General features: G+C 42.7%; 25 protein-coding genes. 13 read left to right on the top strand and 12 right to left on the bottom strand.

What is annotated here, in order from left to right; genetic code table 11:
• Window positions 1-8: 8 nt before the first annotated feature.
• Window positions 9-1160, top strand: coding sequence for a murein hydrolase activator EnvC (locus AB4583_RS01200; RefSeq protein ID WP_017066282.1), 1152 nt, complete (start codon window positions 9-11; stop codon window positions 1158-1160).
• Window positions 1161-1222: 62 nt separating this feature from the next.
• On the opposite strand, the gene AB4583_RS01195 is transcribed toward AB4583_RS01200, so the two are convergent.
• Together AB4583_RS01195 and AB4583_RS01190 are read right to left on the bottom strand one after the other, a co-directional pair.
• A complete protein-coding gene (locus tag AB4583_RS01195; protein WP_017063104.1) occupies window positions 1223-1861 on the bottom strand; it encodes a TetR/AcrR family transcriptional regulator in 639 nt (212 codons plus the stop codon).
• Window positions 1862-1969: 108 nt separating this feature from the next.
• Window positions 1970-3133 (bottom strand): nucleotide sugar dehydrogenase, encoded by a 1164-nt coding sequence (locus AB4583_RS01190; RefSeq protein WP_017071086.1) that lies wholly within the window; start codon window positions 3131-3133, stop codon window positions 1970-1972.
• A gap of 152 nt (window positions 3134-3285) precedes the next feature.
• On the opposite strand from AB4583_RS01190, the gene rfaD reads away from it, so the two are divergent.
• From rfaD to AB4583_RS01165, 5 genes are all read left to right on the top strand, one after another.
• The gene (gene rfaD / locus AB4583_RS01185; protein WP_010433822.1) at window positions 3286-4227 is read left to right on the top strand and encodes an ADP-glyceromanno-heptose 6-epimerase; all 942 of its coding nucleotides are present in this window, start codon (window positions 3286-3288) and stop codon (window positions 4225-4227) included.
• A 134-nt stretch (window positions 4228-4361) separates the two neighbouring features.
• On the top strand, window positions 4362-5318 hold the full coding sequence (lpxM, locus tag AB4583_RS01180) for a lauroyl-Kdo(2)-lipid IV(A) myristoyltransferase (protein WP_372116058.1): 957 nt from the start codon (window positions 4362-4364) through the stop codon (window positions 5316-5318).
• Window positions 5319-5334: 16 nt separating this feature from the next.
• Entirely contained in the window at window positions 5335-6534 is a 1200-nt protein-coding gene (locus AB4583_RS01175) for an O-antigen ligase family protein (RefSeq protein ID WP_372116057.1), read from the top strand.
• The gene (locus tag AB4583_RS01170; RefSeq protein ID WP_372090281.1) at window positions 6527-7273 is read left to right on the top strand and encodes a glycosyltransferase family 25 protein; all 747 of its coding nucleotides are present in this window, start codon (window positions 6527-6529) and stop codon (window positions 7271-7273) included. Before AB4583_RS01175 ends, AB4583_RS01170 begins: the two co-directional genes overlap by 8 nt.
• A gap of 4 nt (window positions 7274-7277) precedes the next feature.
• A complete protein-coding gene (locus tag AB4583_RS01165) occupies window positions 7278-8357 on the top strand; it encodes a glycosyltransferase family 4 protein (protein WP_102413997.1) in 1080 nt (359 codons plus the stop codon).
• 49 nt (window positions 8358-8406) lie between these two features.
• Here AB4583_RS01165 and AB4583_RS01160 read toward each other — a convergent pair whose 3' ends face one another.
• From AB4583_RS01160 to AB4583_RS01150, 3 genes are read right to left on the bottom strand one after another with little or no spacing between them, the layout of a single operon-like run.
• Window positions 8407-9339: a polysaccharide pyruvyl transferase family protein gene (locus AB4583_RS01160; RefSeq protein ID WP_372116056.1), complete on the bottom strand. Its 933-nt coding sequence runs from the start codon at window positions 9337-9339 to the stop codon at window positions 8407-8409.
• Between the two features lie 3 nt (window positions 9340-9342).
• The gene (locus AB4583_RS01155; RefSeq protein WP_017063097.1) at window positions 9343-10110 is read right to left on the bottom strand and encodes a glycosyltransferase family 2 protein; all 768 of its coding nucleotides are present in this window, start codon (window positions 10108-10110) and stop codon (window positions 9343-9345) included.
• Window positions 10111-10119: 9 nt separating this feature from the next.
• On the bottom strand, window positions 10120-11151 hold the full coding sequence (locus tag AB4583_RS01150) for a UDP-N-acetylglucosamine 2-epimerase (protein ID WP_372116055.1): 1032 nt from the start codon (window positions 11149-11151) through the stop codon (window positions 10120-10122).
• A 132-nt stretch (window positions 11152-11283) separates the two neighbouring features.
• Between AB4583_RS01150 and waaA the strand changes: the two genes are divergently transcribed.
• Complete coding sequence (waaA, locus tag AB4583_RS01145; protein WP_372116054.1) at window positions 11284-12546, top strand: lipid IV(A) 3-deoxy-D-manno-octulosonic acid transferase; 1263 nt, start codon at window positions 11284-11286, stop codon at window positions 12544-12546.
• Between the two features lie 40 nt (window positions 12547-12586).
• Here waaA and AB4583_RS01140 read toward each other — a convergent pair whose 3' ends face one another.
• Window positions 12587-13300 carry a 3-deoxy-D-manno-octulosonic acid kinase gene (locus tag AB4583_RS01140; protein ID WP_372116053.1) on the bottom strand — a complete coding sequence of 238 codons (714 nt, stop codon included), beginning with the start codon at window positions 13298-13300 and terminating at the stop codon, window positions 12587-12589.
• A 96-nt stretch (window positions 13301-13396) separates the two neighbouring features.
• Here AB4583_RS01140 and AB4583_RS01135 point away from each other — a divergent pair, with 96 nt between their 5' ends.
• The 3 genes from AB4583_RS01135 (at window position 13397) to AB4583_RS01125 (ending at window position 15954) form a co-directional block, all read left to right on the top strand.
• On the top strand, window positions 13397-14479 hold the full coding sequence (locus AB4583_RS01135; protein ID WP_372116052.1) for a glycosyltransferase family 9 protein: 1083 nt from the start codon (window positions 13397-13399) through the stop codon (window positions 14477-14479).
• Window position 14480: 1 nt separating this feature from the next.
• Window positions 14481-14957, top strand: a complete 477-nt coding sequence (gene coaD / locus AB4583_RS01130; protein WP_372116051.1) for a pantetheine-phosphate adenylyltransferase — start codon at window positions 14481-14483, stop codon at window positions 14955-14957.
• A 244-nt stretch (window positions 14958-15201) separates the two neighbouring features.
• On the top strand, window positions 15202-15954 hold the full coding sequence (locus tag AB4583_RS01125; protein ID WP_016792613.1) for a glycosyltransferase family 25 protein: 753 nt from the start codon (window positions 15202-15204) through the stop codon (window positions 15952-15954).
• A gap of 126 nt (window positions 15955-16080) precedes the next feature.
• Here AB4583_RS01125 and AB4583_RS01120 read toward each other — a convergent pair whose 3' ends face one another.
• The 6 genes from AB4583_RS01120 to radC form a co-directional block, all read right to left on the bottom strand.
• Entirely contained in the window at window positions 16081-17085 is a 1005-nt protein-coding gene (locus tag AB4583_RS01120) for an NAD-dependent epimerase (RefSeq protein ID WP_372116050.1), read from the bottom strand.
• Between the two features lie 91 nt (window positions 17086-17176).
• Complete coding sequence (gene mutM / locus AB4583_RS01115; protein ID WP_372116049.1) at window positions 17177-17986, bottom strand: bifunctional DNA-formamidopyrimidine glycosylase/DNA-(apurinic or apyrimidinic site) lyase; 810 nt, start codon at window positions 17984-17986, stop codon at window positions 17177-17179.
• A gap of 2 nt (window positions 17987-17988) precedes the next feature.
• Complete coding sequence (locus tag AB4583_RS01110) at window positions 17989-18513, bottom strand: hypothetical protein (protein ID WP_032546317.1); 525 nt, start codon at window positions 18511-18513, stop codon at window positions 17989-17991.
• 204 nt (window positions 18514-18717) lie between these two features.
• Window positions 18718-18885: a 50S ribosomal protein L33 gene (gene rpmG, locus AB4583_RS01105; RefSeq protein WP_002535344.1), complete on the bottom strand. Its 168-nt coding sequence runs from the start codon at window positions 18883-18885 to the stop codon at window positions 18718-18720.
• A 13-nt stretch (window positions 18886-18898) separates the two neighbouring features.
• Window positions 18899-19135 (bottom strand): 50S ribosomal protein L28, encoded by a 237-nt coding sequence (gene rpmB / locus AB4583_RS01100; RefSeq protein ID WP_004728407.1) that lies wholly within the window; start codon window positions 19133-19135, stop codon window positions 18899-18901.
• Between the two features lie 291 nt (window positions 19136-19426).
• Entirely contained in the window at window positions 19427-20101 is a 675-nt protein-coding gene (gene radC, locus AB4583_RS01095) for a DNA repair protein RadC (RefSeq protein ID WP_372116076.1), read from the bottom strand.
• Window positions 20102-20324: 223 nt separating this feature from the next.
• On the opposite strand from radC, the gene coaBC reads away from it, so the two are divergent.
• The 3 genes from coaBC (at window position 20325) to lpxL (ending at window position 23316) form a co-directional block, all read left to right on the top strand.
• Window positions 20325-21566 (top strand): bifunctional phosphopantothenoylcysteine decarboxylase/phosphopantothenate--cysteine ligase CoaBC, encoded by a 1242-nt coding sequence (coaBC, locus tag AB4583_RS01090; protein ID WP_017063087.1) that lies wholly within the window; start codon window positions 20325-20327, stop codon window positions 21564-21566.
• A gap of 139 nt (window positions 21567-21705) precedes the next feature.
• A complete protein-coding gene (gene slmA, locus AB4583_RS01085; RefSeq protein ID WP_004741428.1) occupies window positions 21706-22296 on the top strand; it encodes a nucleoid occlusion factor SlmA in 591 nt (196 codons plus the stop codon).
• Window positions 22297-22335: 39 nt separating this feature from the next.
• Window positions 22336-23316 (top strand): LpxL/LpxP family Kdo(2)-lipid IV(A) lauroyl/palmitoleoyl acyltransferase, encoded by a 981-nt coding sequence (lpxL, locus tag AB4583_RS01080; RefSeq protein ID WP_017059266.1) that lies wholly within the window; start codon window positions 22336-22338, stop codon window positions 23314-23316.
• Window positions 23317-23346: the final 30 nt, after the last annotated feature.

The raw sequence follows: 23346 nt of genomic DNA, 5'->3' as shown, positions 1-23346 counted from the left end.
AGAGCAAAATGACGATAATGATGAAACCCGTTCAATCAATGAGCACTGTTCTTTTGATATCTGCCAGCCTTGGTGTTGCTCTTTTGTCTTCATCATCATTTGCTGCATCTCAAGGTGAACTGAAAGGCGTATCAAGCGAAATCTCTCGTCAACAGAAAGCGCTCTCTTCCCAGCAAAAGAAACTCGATAGCCTACAGGCAAACCTCAAGAAGCAGGAGCTGTCCATCGCTTCACTTGAAAAAGCGATTCTAGACAGTAAAAAGCAGCTCAATACTGCTAATGCTAATATTGCTAATTTAGACACAAAGATTAAAGCGCTCACTGCACAGAAAAAAGTCCAGACAGACAAGTTAGAGCAGCTCATTCAGACTTACTACATGACGAGTCGAGCTAAGGCTTCTTCTCACATTCTCAACACCGGTGTAGAAGAAGATCGCATCAGTCATTATTACCAGCACCTTGCCAAAGCTCGCTCCGCAACCATTAAAACGATTGAACAGACGCAACTTGAATTAGAAGAAAGCCACAAACAGCGTCAACTTGAGCAAGAACAGATAGCAACACTGCTAAAACAGCAAACCACCAAGCGCGATACGTTAGCCAAAACTCAAACGCAGCGTAAGAAAACGGTTGGCAGCATCAAGAAAAACATCTCGGGTGACAAGAATTACCTAGCAGAGCTTCAGCGAAATGAAACACGCCTCAAAGCTGAAATAGCGAAAGCAGAAAAAGCGGCTCGAGAACGACGTAATGCAGTCCCGATGGATGGCCTAGCAAAACGTAAAGGTAAGCTGCCTTGGCCGATCAAAGATAAAGTTCTACATAACTACGGTTCACGTCAAACGGGGCAAATTAACTGGAAAGGCATGGTGATAAACGCCAAGTACGGTCAGCAGGTAAAATCGGTTTACTCTGGCACGGTGGTATTTGCAGAGTATCTGCGTGGCTATGGATTAGTGGTGCTACTTGACCACGGTAAAGGTGATATGACGCTCTACGGCTTTAACCAAGCACTTTTAAAGAAAGAAGGTGACAAGGTTAAAGCTGGCGAAGCGATTGCGCTTGCTGGTGACACTGGCGGCCAAACGCGCCCTTCACTGTACTTTGAGATTCGCAGAAACAGCCAAGCCCAAAACCCGAAGAGTTGGTTAGTTCGATAAAGAGCAGATACGGGATGCGAGTATCTTTCTTCGAATCCCGTATATCGCTTACTCGTCTCTTTCTATTTAGAGTTCAACGCCCGTACACCATCTTCTAATAATGTCAGCTGTTCAAAACCTTGCGCGGTCGCAATTGGTTTAACGGTCGCTATCATCTGCAGCATTCCTTGATGAACGACTTGCTCGGTAATTTGGGCTTTTGGAGACATCGCAGACTGATACGCCAACCAACCCGATGCGATCAAGTGAAGAGAAGTGACCATCGATTTCATTTCCGTATCCGTTGCTTTGAGCAGGTTCAACTCAACGAAGGCTCGCATGATATCGACAAGATTCGTTTGCAGCTTTTCTTGTACGGCCATGTAATCAAGGTGGAGTTTTTCATCACGTGACAATATTTCAGGCAGATTCGCATAGAAGAATCGGTACTTCCACATCAGTGTGAAGATAGAATCTAAGTAAGTCTTTAGTAACGTCAGGCTTTCTTGTTGGCCTTGAATCGGTGTGAACCTTTCAAGTAACTCTGTCGAATAGAGAGTAAAGATGTCACGGACAATTTCTTGCTTGTTGCGGAAATGGTAGTAGAGGTTACCAGGGCTAATCTCGATATGCTCAGCAATATGATTGGTCGTAATACTACGCTCACCGTGCTCATTAAAAAGCTCTAGAGCAGCGTAAACAATCTTGTCACGTGTTTTCATTAGTTATTAGTATCCCTATCCGTTTAGGGGTTCAGTATATCGCCACTAAACGGATAGATCGAGCTGTTAACATCTGGTCTAATTAGCATTAGCTAAAATAGAGCCGAATCAATCACTGCCAAACAGATCTCGTGTGTACACCTTATCTGCAACGTCTGCGATCTCTTCTACCATTCGATTAGAAACAATCACATCGGACACCGCTTTGAACTCAGCAAGATCAGAATAGACTTTCGAGTTAAAGAAGTGCTCTTCTTTCAATACCGGTTCAAACACGACGACTTCGATGCCTTTGGCTTTTAAACGCTTCATGATCCCTTGGATGGAAGAAGCACGGAAATTGTCAGAGCCCGCCTTCATGATCAAACGATAAATACCGACAATTTTAGGCGAGCGCTTAATAATTGAATCCGCAATGAAGTCTTTTCGGGTACGGTTTGCATCAACAATCGCACCCACAATGTTGTTTGGTACATCTTGATAGTTTGCTAATAGTTGCTTGGTGTCTTTTGGTAAGCAGTAACCACCGTAACCAAATGAAGGGTTGTTGTAATGATTGCCGATACGAGGGTCTAAGCCCACACCTTCTATGATCTGACGAGAATCCAAGCCATGCGCTTCCGCGTAAGAATCAAGCTCATTGAAATAAGAAACTCGCATCGCTAGATAAGTATTTGAGAATAACTTTACTGCTTCTGCTTCCGTTGAGTGAGTAAACAGTACGTCGATGTTTTCTTTTTCCGCACCTTCCACAAGAAGATTCGCAAACACTTTAGCGCGTTCAGAACATTCACCAACGATAATACGTGATGGGTGTAGATTATCGTACAGGGCCTTGCCTTCACGCAAAAACTCCGGTGAGAACATGACGTTTTCGCAGTTCAGCTCTTGCTTAATACGCTCGGTATAGCCAACCGGCACCGTTGATTTAATAACCATCACCGCATCAGGATTGATCTCCATGACGTCTTTGATGACAGATTCTACAGAGCTGGTATCAAAATAATTGTTTTTAGGGTCATAATCGGTAGGTGTAGCAATGATGACAAATTCAGCATTTTTGTAAGCGGCTTTATCCGTTGTTGCCATGAAGTTCAGCGTCTTATTTGATAGAAAGTGCTCAATCTCATTGTCTACAATCGGTGACTGCTTATTGTTTAGCATTGCCACTTTTTCATCGATGATATCTACCGCAATGACTTCATGATGTTGTGCCAAAAGCATAGCGTTTGATAGACCCACATACCCTGTACCGGCTACTGCAATCTTCATGATAATACCTATAGTTTTGAGTAATTAACTCAACATAATTTATAACTTAGCTTGCCGTATCATACTCTGGTTGGGGAATTATTCCACTAGCCCGCTTTATCCATTCCTTGCTATACTCGTGACAGTTTTGTATTCAAAAGAGTTAGAAAATTATGATTATCGTAACGGGTGGTGCTGGCATGATTGGCAGCAATATTGTTAAGGCGCTTAATGAAGCGGGCCACAACGATATTCTAGTCGTCGACAACTTAAAAGATGGTAAGAAATTTAAGAACCTTGTAGACCTAGACATCACGGATTACATGGATCGTGATGACTTCCTAACTCAAGTCATGGCCGGTGATGATTTTGGTCATATTGAAGCTGTTTTCCATGAAGGAGCATGCTCTGCTACCACTGAGTGGGATGGCAAATACATGATGCTCAACAACTATGAATACTCAAAAGAGCTACTTCATTACTGTGTTGAGCGTGAAATTCCTTTCTTGTATGCCTCTTCAGCTGCAACTTACGGTGAGACCGACACTTTCATCGAAGAGCGAGAGTACGAAGGTGCATTGAATGTCTACGGCTATTCAAAACAACAATTTGATAACTACGTTCGTCGCTTAACCGCGGATGCAGCAGCACACAACGAAACGCTTTCGCAAATCGTAGGGTTTCGTTACTTCAATGTTTATGGTCCACGCGAGCAACACAAAGGCAGCATGGCCTCTGTCGCTTTCCACCTAAACAACCAAATGAATGCCGGTGAAAACCCGAAATTGTTCGCAGGTAGCGAAACCTTTAAGCGTGATTTTGTGTATGTAGGTGATGTTGCGGCTGTAAACTTGTGGTTCTTAGAGAATGGGGTATCAGGCCTCTTTAATCTAGGTACTGGCAATGCTGAGTCGTTTGAAGAAGTCGCCAAGGCAGTTATCAAGCACCATGGTAAAGGCGAAATCGAAACGATTCCTTTCCCTGAGCATTTAAAAGGTGCTTACCAAGAATTCACTCAAGCAGACCTAACGAAGCTTCGCGGTACAGGTTGCGATATCGAGTTTAAAGCAGTAGCCGATGGCGTTGCTGAGTACATGAAGATCGTAAACGCTTAACGGTATATTTCAGATTAGGACCAATAATACACCCTACTTTTAGCGTGTATTATTGGGAATGTCTAACGAATATAATCATTCCCAGAGTGACCGATATTAAGTTAACTCTCTGATTTAAATAATGTAGTGAATGAATGACCACACAACGCAATGATTTTGATCCAAAAGCTTACAATCCTGAGTTTGAATGGGGTTTTCTAGCACCTAAATACTGGGGAACTTGGATTGCTGTTTTGTTATCGTCTTTAGTCTGCTTCTTACCTAATAGCATTCGTTTAGCATTAGCTAAGTTTATGGCTAAGCAAGCTGTAAAAATTAAGAATAAGGCTAACCGCCGAGCTCGCGTAAACCTTGAGATGTGCTTTCCTGAGCAATCTATCGAAGAGCGCGAAGAAACTCTCTATCAGTCATACGTTACATCTATATCGTTTTTGATGGGGTTTGCTTCTTTAACACTAAAGAGCAAAACTTGGCTAGAGAACAACACTTCGATAAACGGTCTGAGCAACCTAACCGATATTACAGACAGTGGCGAGAATGTGATCTTGCTGGTGCCACACACATGGGCTATCGATATCCCAGCGGTATTATTAGCTTCACGCAATTTACCTGTATCTGCGATGGCGAAAGCACAAAAAAACAAACTCAGTGACTGGCTAATGCACCGACAGCGCGTGCAATACGGCGGTCGTGTTTATGATCGCAGCGGTGGTATCAAACCTTTCATCAAGTCGGTACGTGATGGGTACCTGGGTTACTACCTCCCTGATGAAGATCTTGGCCGTGAGCACAGTGTCTTCGTTGACTTTTTCGCGACTCAAAAAGCAACTATCTCAGGCCTTGGTCGATTATCTAAGCTGAGCAAGGCTAAAATTGTCCCACTATTTGCTCAGTACGATAGCAGTACAGGTCAATACACTTTGGACTTCTACCCTGCTCTACCATTCCCGACAGGAAGCGAAGAAGAGGATGCTCGTATGATGAATCAATGTATCGAGGATTACGTAAACCAAAAACCTGAACAATATATGTGGATCTTAAGACTGCTTAAGACTCGTCCTGATAGTAATATAAATCCTTATAATAGTTAGCATTAAATTCAACAGTATGAATATTATTAACAGAAAGCAGATTTATACAGCACTCTTACTATTACCTTACTTTCTTGCTGTTACAGGTATGTTAGTTTTAGATAGTGGTGATAAGAAAATGATCCCACTATTTTTGATTAGTATCATCGTCAGTATATTAGTATTTAAAAAAGAAACTATATTAAATAACATACAGAGCCCGTTTGTGTGGTTAATTGGCATTTCATGTATATATACAGTATTTAGTTATTATTATCATGGAGCAAGCTCTAGAGAACTGAGGTCACTGATTGGCGTTACTCTTTTTCTTATAGCTTTCCCATATCAAATGCTTACTCAAAAAGTAATTCAATGGGTAGTTTTGATCGGTAGTTTTGTTGTATGTATCAATAGCATCTATTTTAATTTTTACATGGGAGTATCTCGCGATGCTGGCTATATAAATCCCATACCATACGCAACAGCATGTGCTCTTCTATCCGTAGTGGCATTTTCTTTGTTAATCGAAGCCTCAAAAACAAAAGAAAAAGCGATGCTTTCAATAGCATTCTTACTATCTTTACCTCCTATAATTTCCAGCGAAACTAGAGGAGTTTGGTTAGCCTTAACAATAAGTCTTTTTATTATTTGTCTCATCAAATGTGTACAAAAGGCTCCAACAAAAAAACAATTAATCTCTATACTTTCCATCACTACATTGTCATTTTCTTTTGGTTCTTACTTATTTAAAGAAAGAATCACAGAAAGATATGAACGAACTGTCTATGAGATACAAAAAATTCAATCGGGCAATTATAAAACTTCTATTGGTCAAAGATTGCAACTATGGCAACTAGCTCCTCAATTAATTGAAAAAAGACCAATACTCGGTTATGGGAGTGAGACGCCACTGTTATTAAAAGAAAGGCGGGAAAAAAAAGAAATATCTAAGACTACTTATCGACTTGCTTCACATCATTACCATAATCAATTCATTAATAAGATGGTTAAATCTGGTATTATCGGTCTAATACTCACACTGGGGTTTCTAATCTACCCATTAATGACATTGAAGCATCTAAACGCAACTGATAAGTATCTAAAAATTGGTTTGGTTAGCTTATTTTTCGTGGCTGGATTAACCGATGTTCCTTTTAATCACCCTCAACCACTAATGCTATATCTATTATTTCTAGTCCCTATCTGCTCAAGATGTAAGAGAGTTTCCAATGACTAAAATCTTTGTGATCAACTTAGAATCTTCCACAGAAAGAAAAGAAAATATTAGCCGTCAACTAGGCGAACTATCTCTTCCTTTTGAGCTGTTTTCTGCCGTGGACGGCAGAACATCACCTCCTCATCCATTACTGAAACGTTATAATGATGAATTAAGCCAAACATATAGAGCAAAAACGCTTAACGCTGGTCAATTAGGCTGTTACGCAAGTCACTTTTTACTCTGGGAAAAATGTATAGAGCTAAATCAGCCAATAATTATTATTGAAGACGATGCTTTGTTATTTAAAAAGACATTTTTAAATTTTTTAAAAGATATTCCTGAACTACCTGAATCTATCGAATGTATTCGGTTATTTAATAATAAACGTCGAGAGTTCAGTTCTTATTCTATACTAAAATGTTCTTCGACCAACATCCACAAATTCACAAAAGGGCATATGAGTACAACTGCTTATTATCTTACACCTCAAGGAGCGAATAAACTGTTACTACACTCTAAAGAGTGGTACATGGCTGTCGACATATATATGGATCGATTTTGGGCGAATGAAGTTGAATGCTATGGAACTAAAGAACCTTGTGTCACTAATGACCCTAAGTTTGACTCTGAAATAGGCTACGCAAAAAAAACAGCTAATAGAAGTCTATTAAAAAAATGTAAACGTGAGTGGTTTAATCTTAATGAAACCATCCAACGCCATCTACATAATATAAAATTCAAATACTCGAAGCGGTAATCCAATGAAAATTCTTATTGCTAGTTCCTACTATCATGCTCGAAATAGTGTACGTCCTGAAGCAGAAATGTTTATAGAAATGGTAAAGCAAGGTCATGAGGTCACAGTCCTTACCCAAGGCGATGCAGAATACGCTCAACGGTTTCAAGAAAATGGCGTAAGAGTTGTTGATGCCTACCCAAATAAAAAGATTTGTTTAAAGACTATCAAAGCTTATAGGGCTGAACTGAACAGCAAAGCCTATGACATTTTTTATGCATTTAATTCTAAGACGATACCAAACGCTGCGTTTGCTTGTATTGGTAAGAAAACAAAATTAATCACATATCGCGGGACTACAGGTGGCCTGTATCGCCATGATCCTTCAGCCTACCTCACTCACCTGCACCCAAAAGTCAGTGGTGTTGTATGCGTATCAAAAGCTGTCGCCAATGACGTTAAAAAGAGAGTTTGGTGCAATAAAGATAATGTAGTTACCATCTACAAAGGTCACGAACTAGACTGGTATACTGTTCAGGAAAATAAGCCAGAAGAGTTTGGCTTAGACTCCAATAATGTCATTGCTGTGTGTGCTGCTCATGTTAGGCCCAGCAAGGGAATTGATGTTCTAATCAGAGCTACACACTTTGTTGATAACCCAAACTTTCATCTTCTTTTAATTGGCAGTGGTTACGAACCTTATTTTGATATGGCGAAAGATAGCCCTATGTCAGAGAGAATACACTTCATTGGTCACAGAAAAGATGTTCCATCCATTATGGCTATGGCTGATTTTCAAATTCAACCATCAATCAGTGGAGAGGGGCTCCCAAGAACGATTGTTGAAGCTATGGCAAATGGGACACCGTCAATAGTGACAACAACGGGCGGCTCCCCAGAGCTGATCGAAGAAAACGAAACTGGCCACATTGTTCCTGTAAAAAATGCTCAGTCTTTAGGTGAATCTATAAACAACATGGCAAAGAGTAAAGAACGATGTTCAGAAATGGGACATAAAGCAAAGATCAGACTCCAACGCTACTTTTCGTCATCAGAAACAGTTAAACAACACATTCGCTTTTTTGAGAAATTAACGAACAAATAGCTTAGTAATCAAAGGGCAAGTAAGTGGATAACCAACTTGCCCAAACGACCTACTTGTGGTCTTGAATAATTCTGTTTACCACTGCTTTTTGAGTCTCGACTATCGCATTGAGTTGTGCCAAAGAGCTCAATTGGTAATTGCTCTTGTCATTGGCTAAAACTTTAAGCTTCAATTGTAAATTTTTCATATCGTCATTAGAGGCCAGTTTGTACACAGTCACGAGTGACAGCCACTTTCTCGATGAAGATTTAAATAATTTAGCTACATTTCTCTTAAACGTATTTTCTAACAATTTACCAATGGGCATCTTATTAACACTCATAAAAGGTAAGTCGTGTAATATTAGCTCTACATCCATAGATTCAGCAAAGTCATACCACTTTTCATCGTCAAATGCCGGGGAGAAACGAACTCCTTTCCAAGGGATGCGAAGTGCGTCCGCAATAATTGCACCGTGCATGGCCTCAGTCACAACGGACTCACACTCTTGAAGAGCCAACAAAAAAGTCTCGACCGGTTGTTTTGCTGTAATGTATGTTAAACCTATCTTCTGGCAAACTTTATCCCAATCGATAAAATCTTCACTACGATGATGAGGTATAAAGCCAATCTTCCCTTTTTGTATTTCCGCTTTAGGGAAGTCAACTTCACGAAGGAGATAAGCACCATCTCCAACCACCAGTTCGGGGTTTAACCCTAATTTTTTTGCCGTCCTAGGCCCTCTTACACCATAAACAGTACACTTGTCAGATAACTTGGGGACGTTCCACTCCCATGCACCTGATGAGAAAATAATAACTTCGTCCGCACCTGAAAGCGTTTTATTTAATCGCTTCTCCGTCAAAATCGTCCCTATGCCTAAAAAATAACGAGAGCTATCTTCTACAATCAAGTCACCAAACAGTTGTGGCCATAGCCAAGGGTTAAGATCATCCCCTACATTGTAAGTATCTGACAGGCAGTACTCTAATTTAAAAGCCACTGGTTAACTCCTTTCTTTTTCGATAAGCCACAAGCCGACATATTTATTGAAATTCACCTGAGCGTAAGTCATAGCCATAATGAAACCGACACTACCATCCATAAAGCCACGACGGATAATGTACACAAGGAAAAACGTCCACATCGCTCGAAGTAGAGCAAGGAATAAGCCGTGTGATTTCTTGCCTTTACGATGGTACTTTTGCGAGCCGAGCCAGGCGTACTGCGCTGCTTTATCTAGGCCGTGGCCATAGTCACGATGGGTGTAATGAAGAAGAAATCCCTTCAATATCCCTGTAGAGCCTTGCTCCGGAACGACGGTCTCGTGAACCTCGTCTAACGTATATCGAGAGCCTTCTCTCTTAAACAGTCTTAATACTGCACGAGCACTGCGGCCATGTTTTAGAGTCGTGCCATAAAGAGTCACTCCCCAAGGAAGTTTATAAGCAGTGTGTTTGATTTGATCTTGTTTTAATAGTTCAACAAGAGCGTCGCTCATCTCTTTATCGAGAGCTTCGTCAGCATCAATTGATAGCACCCAATCACATGTCGCTTTATCTAGCGCTCGCTGTTTTTGCTTACCAAAGCCAGGCCAATCTGTGATTGTCACGTTATCTGTATATTTTTGGCATATCTCAACGGTTGCGTCCGTTGATCCGCTATCTAACACAATTAGCTCATCGGCAATATCAACCACAGATTTTAGGCAAGTTTCAATTCGGTCTTCTTCATTCTTGGTAATAACAATGACAGACAGGGTATGTTTTCTCATTATTCAGCCCTAGAATTTCCAATAGTTTAATGATTTACGGATTTTAAAGTTACGAATCCAATTTTTTGGTTTTTTATCCTGCCAACCGCTTTCTAGCACATCCGTAATAGCACTCAGAACTCTCGCTGAGGATTGACCGTCCAAATATGGCGTTATTGAAGGACCATAATTAGCAATGGCTTTATCTCTTGTTTCATCAGGCAGCATAGCTTGTTGAATTGCTGACTCTAATTGCTCGGCTTGAGTAATGTTAATAAAGCTTGCTTGAGGGTCTCGATTATTTACCGTGACAACAGGCTTATTGAGCAACAAGAATTCCTGAAATATCGATGAGTTGTCACACACCATAACATCAGCACGATGTTGCATTTCAATCACTCGGTCATTATCGAAAAAGAGAAGGTTATCCCCTTCCAGTGCTTGATATTTCGCTCTCGTCTCTTGATTCATTTTCGGATGAAGAGTCACTAACCATTGCCACTGACTCAGTTGACTGAGGCGCTTAAGCTCTTCATAAACCAACTCTGCACACGATAAGCTTGGCGAAAAGGTAGAAGCGAATAGAATTTGCGGTCTTTCAAAATGCTTGTCACTGGTTTGATAATTAAACAAGCTATCGAGCTTCAGCCACCCGGTCTCTTTAACTTGAAAATAGCCGCGCTGCTTAGCTAGCGGCTCAAGCGAGCTTGTTCTTTCATGGCCTTCGGTGCAATACAAATCAAATAAACCACGTTCAGGGTATAAGTTCCCACGTTTGCTCTCGTTCAAACCATGAAATACTTGTACCTTCACCCCTGGAATAAACGCTGGAACACGATCACCGGGCACTAGAACGGCAGAAGGACTAAAGGCAATAGCTTCTGTCAAAGAGACGCTCTGCTCTTGATCCAGTAAAAGATGTTCAGAAGCGTCTTCACCAACAAGCAACCACTTAACCTCATGGCCGAGTTGCTTCGCGTAATCATAGAATGGGCGAAGAATAGCAAATGAATAATTTTGCTCGACGTAGAGCAAGAAACGATAGGTTTGATCGGTTTGCATAAGCGATGAGATAAAATTCACCATGTCCGTTTGAAAGCGCAACTAAGCATTTAATTATAACGCTCTTTACTTTCGAGATTGAAGAAAATACTCTTCTGAATATTGATTTTGCCTTCTGGTGTCACTGTTCTTATGCTTATACGACTTATCTATACTCTCATATTGTCATTAGCTTCTCCGCTACTGCTGTATGGGCTTTATAAGAGCAAACCTGGAAAGCCAAGTTTTGGTCAGCGTTGGAAAGAACATTTCGGGATCACACCGCAAACTCAAGGTAAGAATCCTATCTGGATTCACGCAGTATCGGTTGGTGAATCGATTGCCGCCGTACCGATCATAAAGCAACTGAAGCGACGCAATCCAAACCAAGCCATTATCGTTACCACCACAACCAGCACGGGTGCAGAGCAGATAGAAAAACTCGGTGATTTGGTCGAACATCGCTACATGCCGATTGATTTTTCTTGGTGTGTACGAGGCTTCCTTAAATCAGTAAAACCAAAGCAAATGTTGATTATGGAAACAGAGCTTTGGCCAAACACGTTACATTGCGTCGCGAAAGCTGGGATTCCTATTTCAGTACTCAACGCTCGCCTATCTGAGCGCTCGTGCCAGCGCTATGCTAAATTCCAATCCGTCTTTAACCTTCTAGCGAAAAACCTTTCTCAAGTACTCTGCCAATACCCAAGTGATGCTGAGCGCTTTATACGATTAGGGTTAGATAAAGCATCGGTGCATGTGACAGGCTCAATCAAGTTTGATATTGAAGTCTCTTCTGAACAAGTAGAAAAAGGTAAAGCTTTGAGGGACCAAGTCGGCTTTAATCGTGATGTCTGGATTGCTGCGAGTACCCACCAAGGTGAAGATGAAATTGTTTTAGATGCTCATAAGCAACTTCTAAAAGACAAACCAAGAGCGTTATTGATGATTGTACCTCGTCACCCTGAACGATTCAGCCAAGTGACGGAACTGGCTAAACAGCAAGAATTCAACACCATCACTCGAACAAGTCAACAACCAATCACCTCTGATGTTGAAGTGTATATTGCGGATACGATGGGAGAAATGTTGGTATTACTCGGTGGCGCTGATGTCTGCTTTATGGGCGGAAGCCTTGTGGGCGATAAGGTAGGTGGCCACAATCTTCTAGAGCCGGCAGCACTACAGTTACCTTTACTCAATGGCCCTAGCTATTTTAACTTCAGCGAGATCACTGACAAGCTACTGGAAGCCAATGCCGTGGTTATTTGTCAAGATAGCCAAGATATCGCAGACCAACTCCAACAACTGTTCAAACAATCAGAGCTGCGTAAAACTAAAGGCTTAGCGGCTTATCAAGTGGTTGAGCAGAACCGAGGAGCGTTGGATAAAACCTTGGCATACATTCTTAATTAATGACCATTCTTAGCTAGTCACCACTCTTAACTAACAGCAACTAACCTTGGTAACCTTGCAATAACGGTTCCCAATCCTGCTCTTGCCATTGAATCTGACGCTTGTTTACTTCTTTTAGGAATGAGCGTTTTAAGCGATTCAAGTTACCTTCTTTCCAGTCATTACCCGCTTGCTGACCGCACTTATCAAAGTCAATAATCCACACCTTTTGAGAATCATCAAGCAGGATATTGTGAATGTTGAGATCAGTGTGGTCAACGCCAGCATTGTGCATTTTGCGTATCTCTTGACCAATTTTTTGATAAATGTCCGCACCTATCGGATTAGCTACCAAGACATCAACCAGGTCTTTCGCATTGGGAATCCGTTCCGACATCAGATCAGCACGATAAAATAGTCCGCTTTTAATGGCTCTAGCAGCAATGGGCTTCGGTACATTAACACCTGCATTAGCCAAGACATTGAGAACGTTGAGCTCCATTGCACAGCGCGTGTTTTTCCAATCAGAGAAACGATATTGATCTTCGACTAGCTTCCCAAACAATCCGCCACGGCGATAATGGCGCAATGCGGCCTGTATATCATCAAGCTGAATGAACCATGTGGTACCTCGTCCTTGAGCACTGCCTGAAATGGCGTCTTGTTGCTGCCAATATTCAGCCTCAAAGATCTGATCGATATCGCCCTCTGGTACCTGAGCCAAAAGTTCAGGGTCGTACCAAATCGTTTGGTTCTTAGTGCTAATCGTTTCCATCTATGAGGCCTTTGGGTCGCTTTTCGTCATTGCTATTTTACAACTAATGCGAGTATCTGCATAATTCTGATGTTATTCACTTTTTTCGGGCACTTTATGTCACTGTTCTCAACTGCACCTCAATCTCTTTGCATACTTCGCCTCTCCGCGATTGGTGATGTTTGTCATGCTATTTCTGTGGTTCAAGCCATCCAGAAGCAGTGGCCTGAAACGAAAATCACTTGGATCACAGGTAAAATAGAAGCCATGCTGATCGGCGAGCTACCCGGTATTGAGGTGATTGTTTTCGATAAGAAACAAGGCTTCAAAGGAATGCGTGAATTATGGCGTCAGCTATCTGATCGTAAATTTGATGCTCTTCTGCATATGCAAGCCGCACTCAGAGCCAGCGCACTATCATGGGGGATAAAGGCGAAGTGCAAAGTGGGATTTGGAAAAAACCGTACTCGTGAAATGCAATCACTCTTTACTAATCGCCATCTACCTATTTCAGACAAGTTTCATGTATTGGATAACTTTGCCGAATTTGCTCGCTACATTGGTGTACCCTTCGATAAGCCTCAATGGAATATCCCTTTAACACCTGAAGATGAACAATTAGCAATCAGCACCATGGCAGACAAACCGACCTTGGTTATCTCCCCTGCTGCTAGCAAAGATTCTCGCAACTGGCTAACAGAGCGGTACGCAGCTATTGCTGACTATGCTGTCGAACAAGGCATGCAAGTGGTGTTATGTGGTTCTCCAGCGCCAAGAGAGGTAAACCTTGGTAAGGATATCGAAGCGCTATGCCAATCTCCAGTTATCAACTTAATAGGCAAAACTAATCTAAAACAGCTCACCGCTGTACTCAAACATGCAACGGTGGTATTGGCACCTGATACTGGCCCAGCCCACTTGGCAACTACGCAGTCAACGCCTGTAATCGGCTTGTACGCACACAGCGACCCTCGTAGAACAGGACCTTACAACGATCTCGATATCGTAGTGAGTGTTTATCAACAGCACGTAGAAGCACAACAAGGTAAACCAGTCGCAGACCTTCCATGGGGAACCCGTGCTAAAGGCGATGGCCTGATGAAAGACATCACACTCGATATGGTAAAGCAGCAACTCGATAAGGCCTTAAACTCTAGTAAAGCACTGAATTCGAACACTACATTAAGCAAGGACAGCTAAAATGAGCACACACGTTATTTATCCAGGAACTTTTGATCCGGTGACCAATGGCCACCTTGATATCATTGTTCGTGCCGCTAGCATGTTTGACCATATCACTGTTGGAGTAGCAGCGAGCCCAAGTAAAAAAACCATGTTTGAATTAGATGAACGTGTAGAGTTGTTACGTGATGCGGTGTCTCACTTACCTAACGTGTCTGTTGAAGGATTTTCGGGGTTACTGGTCGATTTTGCTAAACAGCAGCAAGCGAATGTGTTGGTGCGAGGCCTAAGAACAACCATGGATTTTGAGTACGAGTTTGGACTCACTAGCATGTACCGCAAGTTACTACCAGGGCTTGAAAGCGTGTTCCTTACCCCTTCAGAAGAATATGCTTTCCTCTCTTCAACCATTGTTCGTGAAGTCGCTATACACGGCGGAGATATAAGTCAGTTTGTGCCACAAAAAGTCGCAGATGAAATTAAACGAAAAACATAAAAATAAGCCTCCCTTCAAAAAAATAGCGCTCATTGAGCGCTATTTTTATTAATATTTATAACTTAACTCCCCCCTAACACAGTCGCTCTTACACTACAGAGTCAACAATAGTCAATCAGCTATACTGCCTCAATATTCTTGAAGCCCGTCACAACCATAACCTCTAACAAAGCGAACAATCATTACAAAAAGCCAAACGAGTGATAACATAATTTCTTGTGAATAAATACATCAATATAGCTTTATGAAATCATACTGTATTACCTTAAAAGCAAACCATTGTAGGCAAAAATCAACAGCTAACGCCCTTAAGGATGCTCAGGTTGATTTTGAGTTTTTTATCGGAGTGGATGCACGAACCGATGAACATCCTCTACTAACAAGAATTCACGATAGAGCTTTTTTACACAATATGGGTAGACCGCATGCAATTGGGGAAGTGGGGTGTTATGCAAGCCATTATCTTATTTGGCAAAAATGCATAGAGTTAAATGAACCCATTTTAGTCTTCGAAGATCATGCCGATATTGATATCGATATATTTCGCAATACTTTGACTATCGCCGAGCAGCATATTGAGCAGTGTGGTTTTATTCGCTTACAAGACAGTAAGAATAGACTACATTATTCAGTTGATAAGTACGATACACAGCATCTTGTAAAGTATTTGAAAGTTCCTCAAGGAACCGCCTGCTATGCTATATCTCCCAAAGCGGCACAAGCTTTCATCGAACAAAGTTCAACTTTTAATTATCCAGTTGATGTATTCTTAAGGAATACTTGGATTCATAAGCACCCCATGTTTGGTGTTTCTTCTGCTGGATTACAGCGTAGTAAACGGCCGTCAATTATCGGTAGTCGTAAACATAAAGGTAGAAAAGACTATTCTGTCGCCTTTATGAAGATTGTGAACAAAATAAAGAGTATGGCACTTAATCTATCAACAAACCTTTATCACCTTGCAGTACTAGATAAAGAGTTCAGACCAAAATTCTAGGTCTAGGAAAAGTACACTCACATTAAATTGCCCCCTCTCTTTATGCTTATACCTAAAAAGCAATCATGCGATTACCTATAAAATAGCGCTCATTGAGCGCTATTTTTAATTCAAAGCTATCAATTACTACAGCGAGTAGTAGGCCTTATACCAATCTGCGAAAGCTTTCGCGCCTTCTTGGATCTTCACTTGAGGTTTATAACCAACCGCTTCAAACAAATCTTCCGTATCAGCGTAAGTCGCGTACACATCACCAGGCTGCATTGGCATGAAGTTCTTTTTCGCTTCAACACCTAGAGCACCTTCTAATGCTTCGATGTAGTCCATTAATTTAACCGGGCTGCCGTGACCGATGTTAAACACGCGATACGGAGCAGAACTGGTTGCTGGTGACCCTTGTTCAACGGTCCAATCTGGTTGCTTGGCTGGAACTCGGTCTTGCACACGAATAATACCTTCAACAATATCATCGATATAAGTGAAGTCACGCATCATGTCGCCGTTGTTATAAATGTCGATTTCTTTGCCCGCTACGATTAGATTCGCAAACTTGAACATCGCCATATCAGGGCGACTCCAAGGGCCGTAAACCGTAAAGAAGCGAAGACCTGTCGTTGGTACGTCGTATAAATGAGAATAGGTATGCGCCATCAACTCATTCGACTTCTTAGTCGCGGCGTACAGTGAAATCGGGTGATCAACACTGTCTGCTGTATGGAATGGCATTTTTTGATTCAAGCCATAAACGGAACTCGATGAAGCATAAACGAGGTGTTCAACCTTATTATGGCGACAACCTTCAAGAATAGCTAAGTGACCGACAAGGTTGCTATCGGCATACGCCATTGGGTTATCAATTGAGTAACGAACGCCAGCTTGCGCCGCTAAGTGAATCACGCGGTCAAACTTTTGCTGTGCGAAAAGCTCAGCGATACCTTCTCTATCAGCGAGATCCAGCTCGATAAAAGTAAGCTTTTCATGCTCGATACGCTTAAGGCGATCATGTTTCAGAGAGACTTCGTAGTAGTCATTTAGGTTATCGATACCAACAACCTCATGCCCTGCCGCACATAGTCGCTCTGACACTGCAGAGCCAATAAAACCAGCAACGCCAGTTACTAAATATTTCATTCTACTATTCTCAATTCATATAATTAGTACAATTGTAGCCACTCGCTAGCCTATCGACTAGCAATAAAAAGTGAACACGAGTTCAGATTTTCTATACTTGGCACTCTTCGCAATAAAACGTATTGCGCTGTCCGATTTTTAGCTCTTGAATCAATGCTTCGCAGCTTGGACACTTTTCACCTGCTTTACCATACACTTGCAGCTCTTGTGCGAAGTAGCCTGGTTTACCATCAGCCTGAGAAAAATCTTTCAGCGTAGTACCACCTTGCTTGATAGCCGTTGCGAGTACTTGTTTAATCTCATCGGTTAACAAGATCCATTCGGCTTTGGTCACTTTGTTTGCCGATCGTAACGGGTGGATTTTTGCAGAGAACAAGGCTTCGTTAGCGTAGATATTCCCGACACCGACCACTACTTTGTTGTCCATGATGAACTGCTTGACTGCGACTTTACGCTTTTCTGCTTTCTCAGCAATGTAGTCAGCGTTGAAGTCATCGGTTAGTGGTTCAGGGCCAGAACCGAGTAACACAGGGTGTGTTTCGTCGGGAGCAGACCACAACCAAGCGCCAAAGCGGCGAGGGTCGTTGTAGCGCAATACTTTGCCATTGGTGAGCTTAAGATCCACGTGATCGTGCTTGGCTGCTGGAAAGTCAGCGTCTAATACGCGTAGTGAGCCAGACATACCAAGGTGAACAATGGCAGTGCCAGTATCCGTTTCAATCAATAGGTACTTTGCACGACGCGAGATGGAGCGAATCATCTGCCCTTCTAATGCTTTTAACTCTTGTGGGATATCCCAACGCAGCTTGGGCGTGCGAAAAGTAAGAGTTTTAATGGTCTCACCGACTAAATGAGGCGAGATCCCCATTCTGCTTACTTCGACTTCGGGTAATTCAGGCATAGTTAGTCGTCCGATTTAGAGGAGTGGTTAGCGTTAAAGCTTGGAAACAGGTAGCTCTCTTCAATAGACACCGCCAACCACTGATCATTCCAGTTTTTTAACAACCAGAACTCAGGCAATTGATAATAGGTAATACGCTGGGGCTCTTCTTGGTCTTGATACCATACTTCGATGGTGTGTGGTGTATTTAACCGAGGCGTAAGGTCTGTGTAGGTCTGTGAGTCGACTTCCGTGCCCACAAGCTCTTTCCAACGTTGTGACAGCTCTTGTGCATTGGTGGCTTGAGGAAAGTCAGTATCTTCGAACTGGTAAACCCATTGATTATCTTGTTGAATGACAGACCACTTAGCAAAGTGTAACGCTTGAAGCTTTGCTGTTGGGTTCAGGAGATAAGGATAAGGGCTATCAACCTGCGGTTCAGGCTCGATAAGGTACGCTTTGATCAATGTTGGAAGGTTTAACACGCCAATAAAAGCGATCACACTGAACATGAGTATGTTGTTCCACCGGCGTCCACGATATCTCATCTGATTCTGCTCATCTAACCTATTGAACATTCAGTATATCGTGAAAGTGGCAATACTTTCTATGTTGTACAGATTTCTATCTATCAGAGGCTATATCAAGCAAAAATAATTGAGTTCCTCAAATTTTAGATATAAAAAAACCCAGCGATTAAACTGGGTTTTTCAATTCTTTCTTCTACTGAAGAAGAGCAAAAAAAGCATCAATTACTTGATTTTAGCTTCTTTGTACATAACGTGTTGGCGAACTACTGGATCAAACTTTTTGATCTCAAATTTGCCTGGCATGTTACGCTTGTTCTTATCAGTTGTGTAGAAGTGACCAGTACCTGCAGAAGATACTAGACGAATTTTCTCACGAATGCCTTTAGCCATTGCTTAATTCCTCTTAAACGTTTTCGCCACGTGCACGGATATCAACAAGAACAGCATCGATGCCTTTCTTATCAATGATACGCATGCCTTTAGCAGTTAGACGTAGTTTAACAAAACGTTTTTCGCTCTCTACCCAGAAACGATGAGTTTGTAGGTTCGGCAGAAAACGGCGCTTAGTAGCATTGCGTGCGTGTGAACGGTTGTTACCCGTTACTGGACGCTTACCAGTTACTTGGCATACTCGGGACATGAATGTCTTCTCCAATCGTTTCAGCTCGATATCAACCTTGGTGGCCGAACCTCTCTATCAATTAAAATAGAAGGTAAAAACCGTTATGGAAAATCCATACAAGGCTATCAAAGGTCGCGCATTATACTAACTTGACACGCATTGCTCAAGACCCGAACAGATCCTTTTTACGGATTTCGTGATCTTTTTTTGTGCAGCGCAGCTTGCTTGAGTAATCAGAGCTGATTTTAGGTCTAAAAATGTGGCCGGAATAATAGCAGATTTAACGCAACTAACAACCTAAAATGTGATTCAAATCCATCCACGCTCTGCAAAAGAGACAACTTCGCCATCTCCAACGACAAAATGGTCGAGAACTCGGATGTCCACCAGCGCTAATGCGTCGGTCAATCGGCGTGTAATCCTCCTATCCGCTTGGCTGGGCTCCGCGACACCCGAAGGATGGTTATGAGCCAAGATTAATGCCGCCGCATTGTGATGAAGTGCCCGTTTAACCACTTCCCGTGGGTAAACCGATGCGGCATCGATGGTTCCTTCAAACATAACTTCGTCTTTGATTACCCTATTTTGGTTATCGAGGAACAATATATAGAAGGCTTCTCGCTGGCGATCACGCAACATGCTCGAAAGATAAAGCTTAGTATGACTAGGGCTAGTGAGTGCATCTCCGCGAGATAACGTCTCTGCTAGATAGCGCTGTGTCATCTCTAACACAGCCTGTAATTGAACATACTTGGCCTGCCCCATCCCTTTATGGGCACAAAATTCTTCCTGCGTTGCTGAAAAAAGATGACGGAGCGAGCCAAAGTCTTTGATCAACTTGTCAGCAAGTTCCAACACGTTCATTCCTTGTGTCCCTGTTCGCAGAAATATCGCGAGCAATTCCGCATCACTCAAAGAATCAGGCCCTCGACTCAATAACTTTTCTCTCGGCATCGATTCGGCAGGTATTTTATCTATTGGCATATAAAGACAATCATTGGTCATGAACACAACCCATCACCTTAATGAGATCGTAATCAGAGATCCTTCGATAGAGATCAAAGGAAACGAGTCACTAGCAAAACCGTGTAATTGATAAGTTTGATAACACCAACTTGATGAGCGTCAAATCTGTTCTAATTCTGCTTCTAGGCACTAATCCTTTGTTCTGATATCGTAAGTCCCAGAGAAATTAAGGAACAGAATCATGCAAACATTGGTTAATCAACTGGATAACGCTGACCTACAAGGCCTAGCTGGGAAAAAAATCCTACTTGGCATTAGTGGTGGTATCGCTGCGTATAAATGTGCCGAACTGACTCGACGCTTAATTGAGCGTGGAGCACAAGTACAAGTCGTGATGACAAATGCAGCCAAGGAGTTCATCACTCCTCTCACCATGCAAGCCGTCTCTGGAAGGCCAGTGTCTGATAGTTTGCTTGATCCTGCTGCTGAGGCTTCCATGGGGCACATCGAGCTCGCAAAGTGGGCTGACTTGGTATTACTAGCGCCAGCAACCGCTGATCTGATTGCGCGCATGACAGCTGGCATGGGTAACGACCTACTGACCACTTTGGTTCTAGCAACCGATGCGCCAGTTGCGGTATCTCCGGCAATGAACCAACAGATGTACAGCCACCCTGCCACTCAAGAGAACATCGCAACACTAAAACGTCGTGGTTGTGAGATTTGGGGACCGGCGGCTGGCGAACAAGCGTGTGGTGATGTGGGAATGGGTCGCATGCTAGAGCCTATGCAGCTCGTGCATCGCTGTGAAGACTTCTTCCAACCTAAGCCACTTGCTGGCCGTTCTGTGCTTATTACTGCAGGCCCGACTCGTGAAGCGATTGACCCGGTGCGTTACATTACCAACCACAGCTCGGGCAAGATGGGCTATGCACTGGCTGAAGCAGCCGCGAAACAAGGCGCAACAGTGACTCTAATCAGCGGCCCTGTTTCATTAGCAACGCCAAATAAAGTTAATCGTATTGATGTCGACAGCGCACAACAGATGTTTGATGCCGTTACTGCTAACGCTTCTCAACACGATATTTTCATCAGCTGCGCCGCAGTTGCCGATTACCGCCCTGAGACCATTGCAGACCAAAAGCTTAAAAAGGTCGACGGTAAAGACGACATGACCATTCAAATGGTTAAAAACCCAGATATTGTCGCTTCTGTCGCTTCAATGACCGAGGGTCGCCCATTTACTGTCGGCTTCGCAGCAGAAACTCAAGATGTTGAGAAGTACGCACGCGGTAAACTGGAAAGAAAGAACCTCGATATGATCTGCGCCAACGACGTCTCAGTTGAAGGCCAAGGCTTCAATAGCAGTAGCAATGAGCTGCACCTTTATTGGAAAGGCGGCGATAAATCTCTGCCACTGGAAAGCAAAGACACACTTGGTTTCCAGATCCTCGATCAGATCCAACAGCTTATTAATGTATAAACGCACAAATTTGCTCTGATAATCTGCTGACACCTCTCGATTCTGTTGACCTAGGGCTTACAAAACTAGGAAACAGAATTGAATGGTGTTTATAATCCTTCTTCACTCAATCCTCATCTTTAGGAAAGGAAGTAAATAGATGGCTGGTACTCGAAAATCAAACCGTCGTGAAGAAATCCTACAAGCTCTCGCACAAATGTTGGAATCGACCGAAGGTGCTTCTCGTATCACAACGGTAAAGTTGGCCAAGCAAGTGGGTGTTTCTGAAGCTGCGTTATACCGCCACTTCCCAAGCAAAGCCCGCATGTTTGAAGGCCTGATCGAGTTCATTGAAGAAGCGTTGATGTCTCGAATCAACCGTATTCTGGATGAAGAGAAAGACACGCTAGAGCGCATACGCCTAGTACTACAACTTATCTTAGTTTTCTCAGAACGTAACCCAGGCCTGACTCGAATTTTATCTGGTCATGCTCTAATGTTTGAAAATGAACGCCTGCGTGATCGCATCAACCAACTTTTCGAACGCATTGAGACGCAACTTCGCCAGATCCTGCGTGAAAGAAAGCTTCGTGAAGGGAAATCATTCCCGGTTGATGAGAAAATCTTAGCCGCTCAACTACTCGGTCAAGTTGAAGGCAGCTTGAATCGATTTGTTCGCTCAGACTTCAAATATCAACCGACAGAAAACTTTGATGCTTATTGGGCTCTGCTAAGCGCTCAGATTAAGTAACAATCAAATTAAGTAGCAATCAAATCTTAAGTGATGGTTATGACGACGAAAACTTCTCCGACAAACAGCACTGCACAACACGTTATTACTAAGCCACCTTTTACTCTGGCGTTACTCCACCCTAAATACTGGGGAGTATGGTTCGGTTTTGGGTTATTGGCGCTTATCGTTAACGTTCTCCCTTATCGCCTCTTACTGCTGTTAGGCCGATCGTTAGGCTCTTTGGGTGCTCGCTATGGTAAAAAGCGCGTCGCGGTCGCAACACGTAACTTGGAACTCGCCTTCCCAGATAAGCCTGCAGATGAAGTCGCGGCAATGGTCAGTGAGAACTTCAAGAACACCGGTATGGCACTCATCGAAACAGGTATTACCTGGTTTTGGCCAACGTGGCGTTTCAAGCGAATCCTAGTAGATAAAGACACCCAAACACTGCGTACACATAAAGCCAACGGTAAAGGTGTTCTTCTATGCTGTGTGCATGCCTTAAATCTAGAGATCACTGCGCGAGCAATGGCTGTATTAGGTATTTCTGGTTTAGGTGTTTATCGCCCGCACAACAATCCGGCTTATGAATTCATTCAATACCGTGGTCGTACTCAAAACGGCAACCGCCTGATTCACCGTAAAGACGTGAAGCGTATGATTCGAATCCTGCGTCAGGGTGAGATCCTTTTCTACCTACCGGATCATGATTACGGTCGTAACAAGTCTGTGTTTGTGCCTTTCTTCGCTGTAGAAGATGCATGTACTACAACAGGCACTAGTATTCTGGCTTATACGAGCCGATGCGCACTTGTTCCGGGTTCTGGTTTTAGAAATGCCGATGGCAAGTATGAGATCATGGCCGATGAATCGATCGAAGATGACTATCCACAGAAAGATGAGAAAGCGGCTGCCGCCTACATGAACCGCTACCTTGAGAAGATTATCTTAAGAGCACCAGAACAGTGGATGTGGCTGCACAAGCGCTTTAAGACCATGGAAGACCCAGAAGTGGAGCGCGGCATTCGTTATAAATAATGAATACTGAACCAATCGAGTAGGAGGAGG

The organism is Vibrio sp. 10N.222.49.C12, assembly GCF_041475025.1.
GTDB classification, from domain to species: Bacteria; Pseudomonadota; Gammaproteobacteria; order Enterobacterales; family Vibrionaceae; genus Vibrio; species Vibrio crassostreae_C.
Note: the sequence above shows the minus strand (reverse complement) of the source record. Positions and strands in the feature narration are given on the sequence as shown.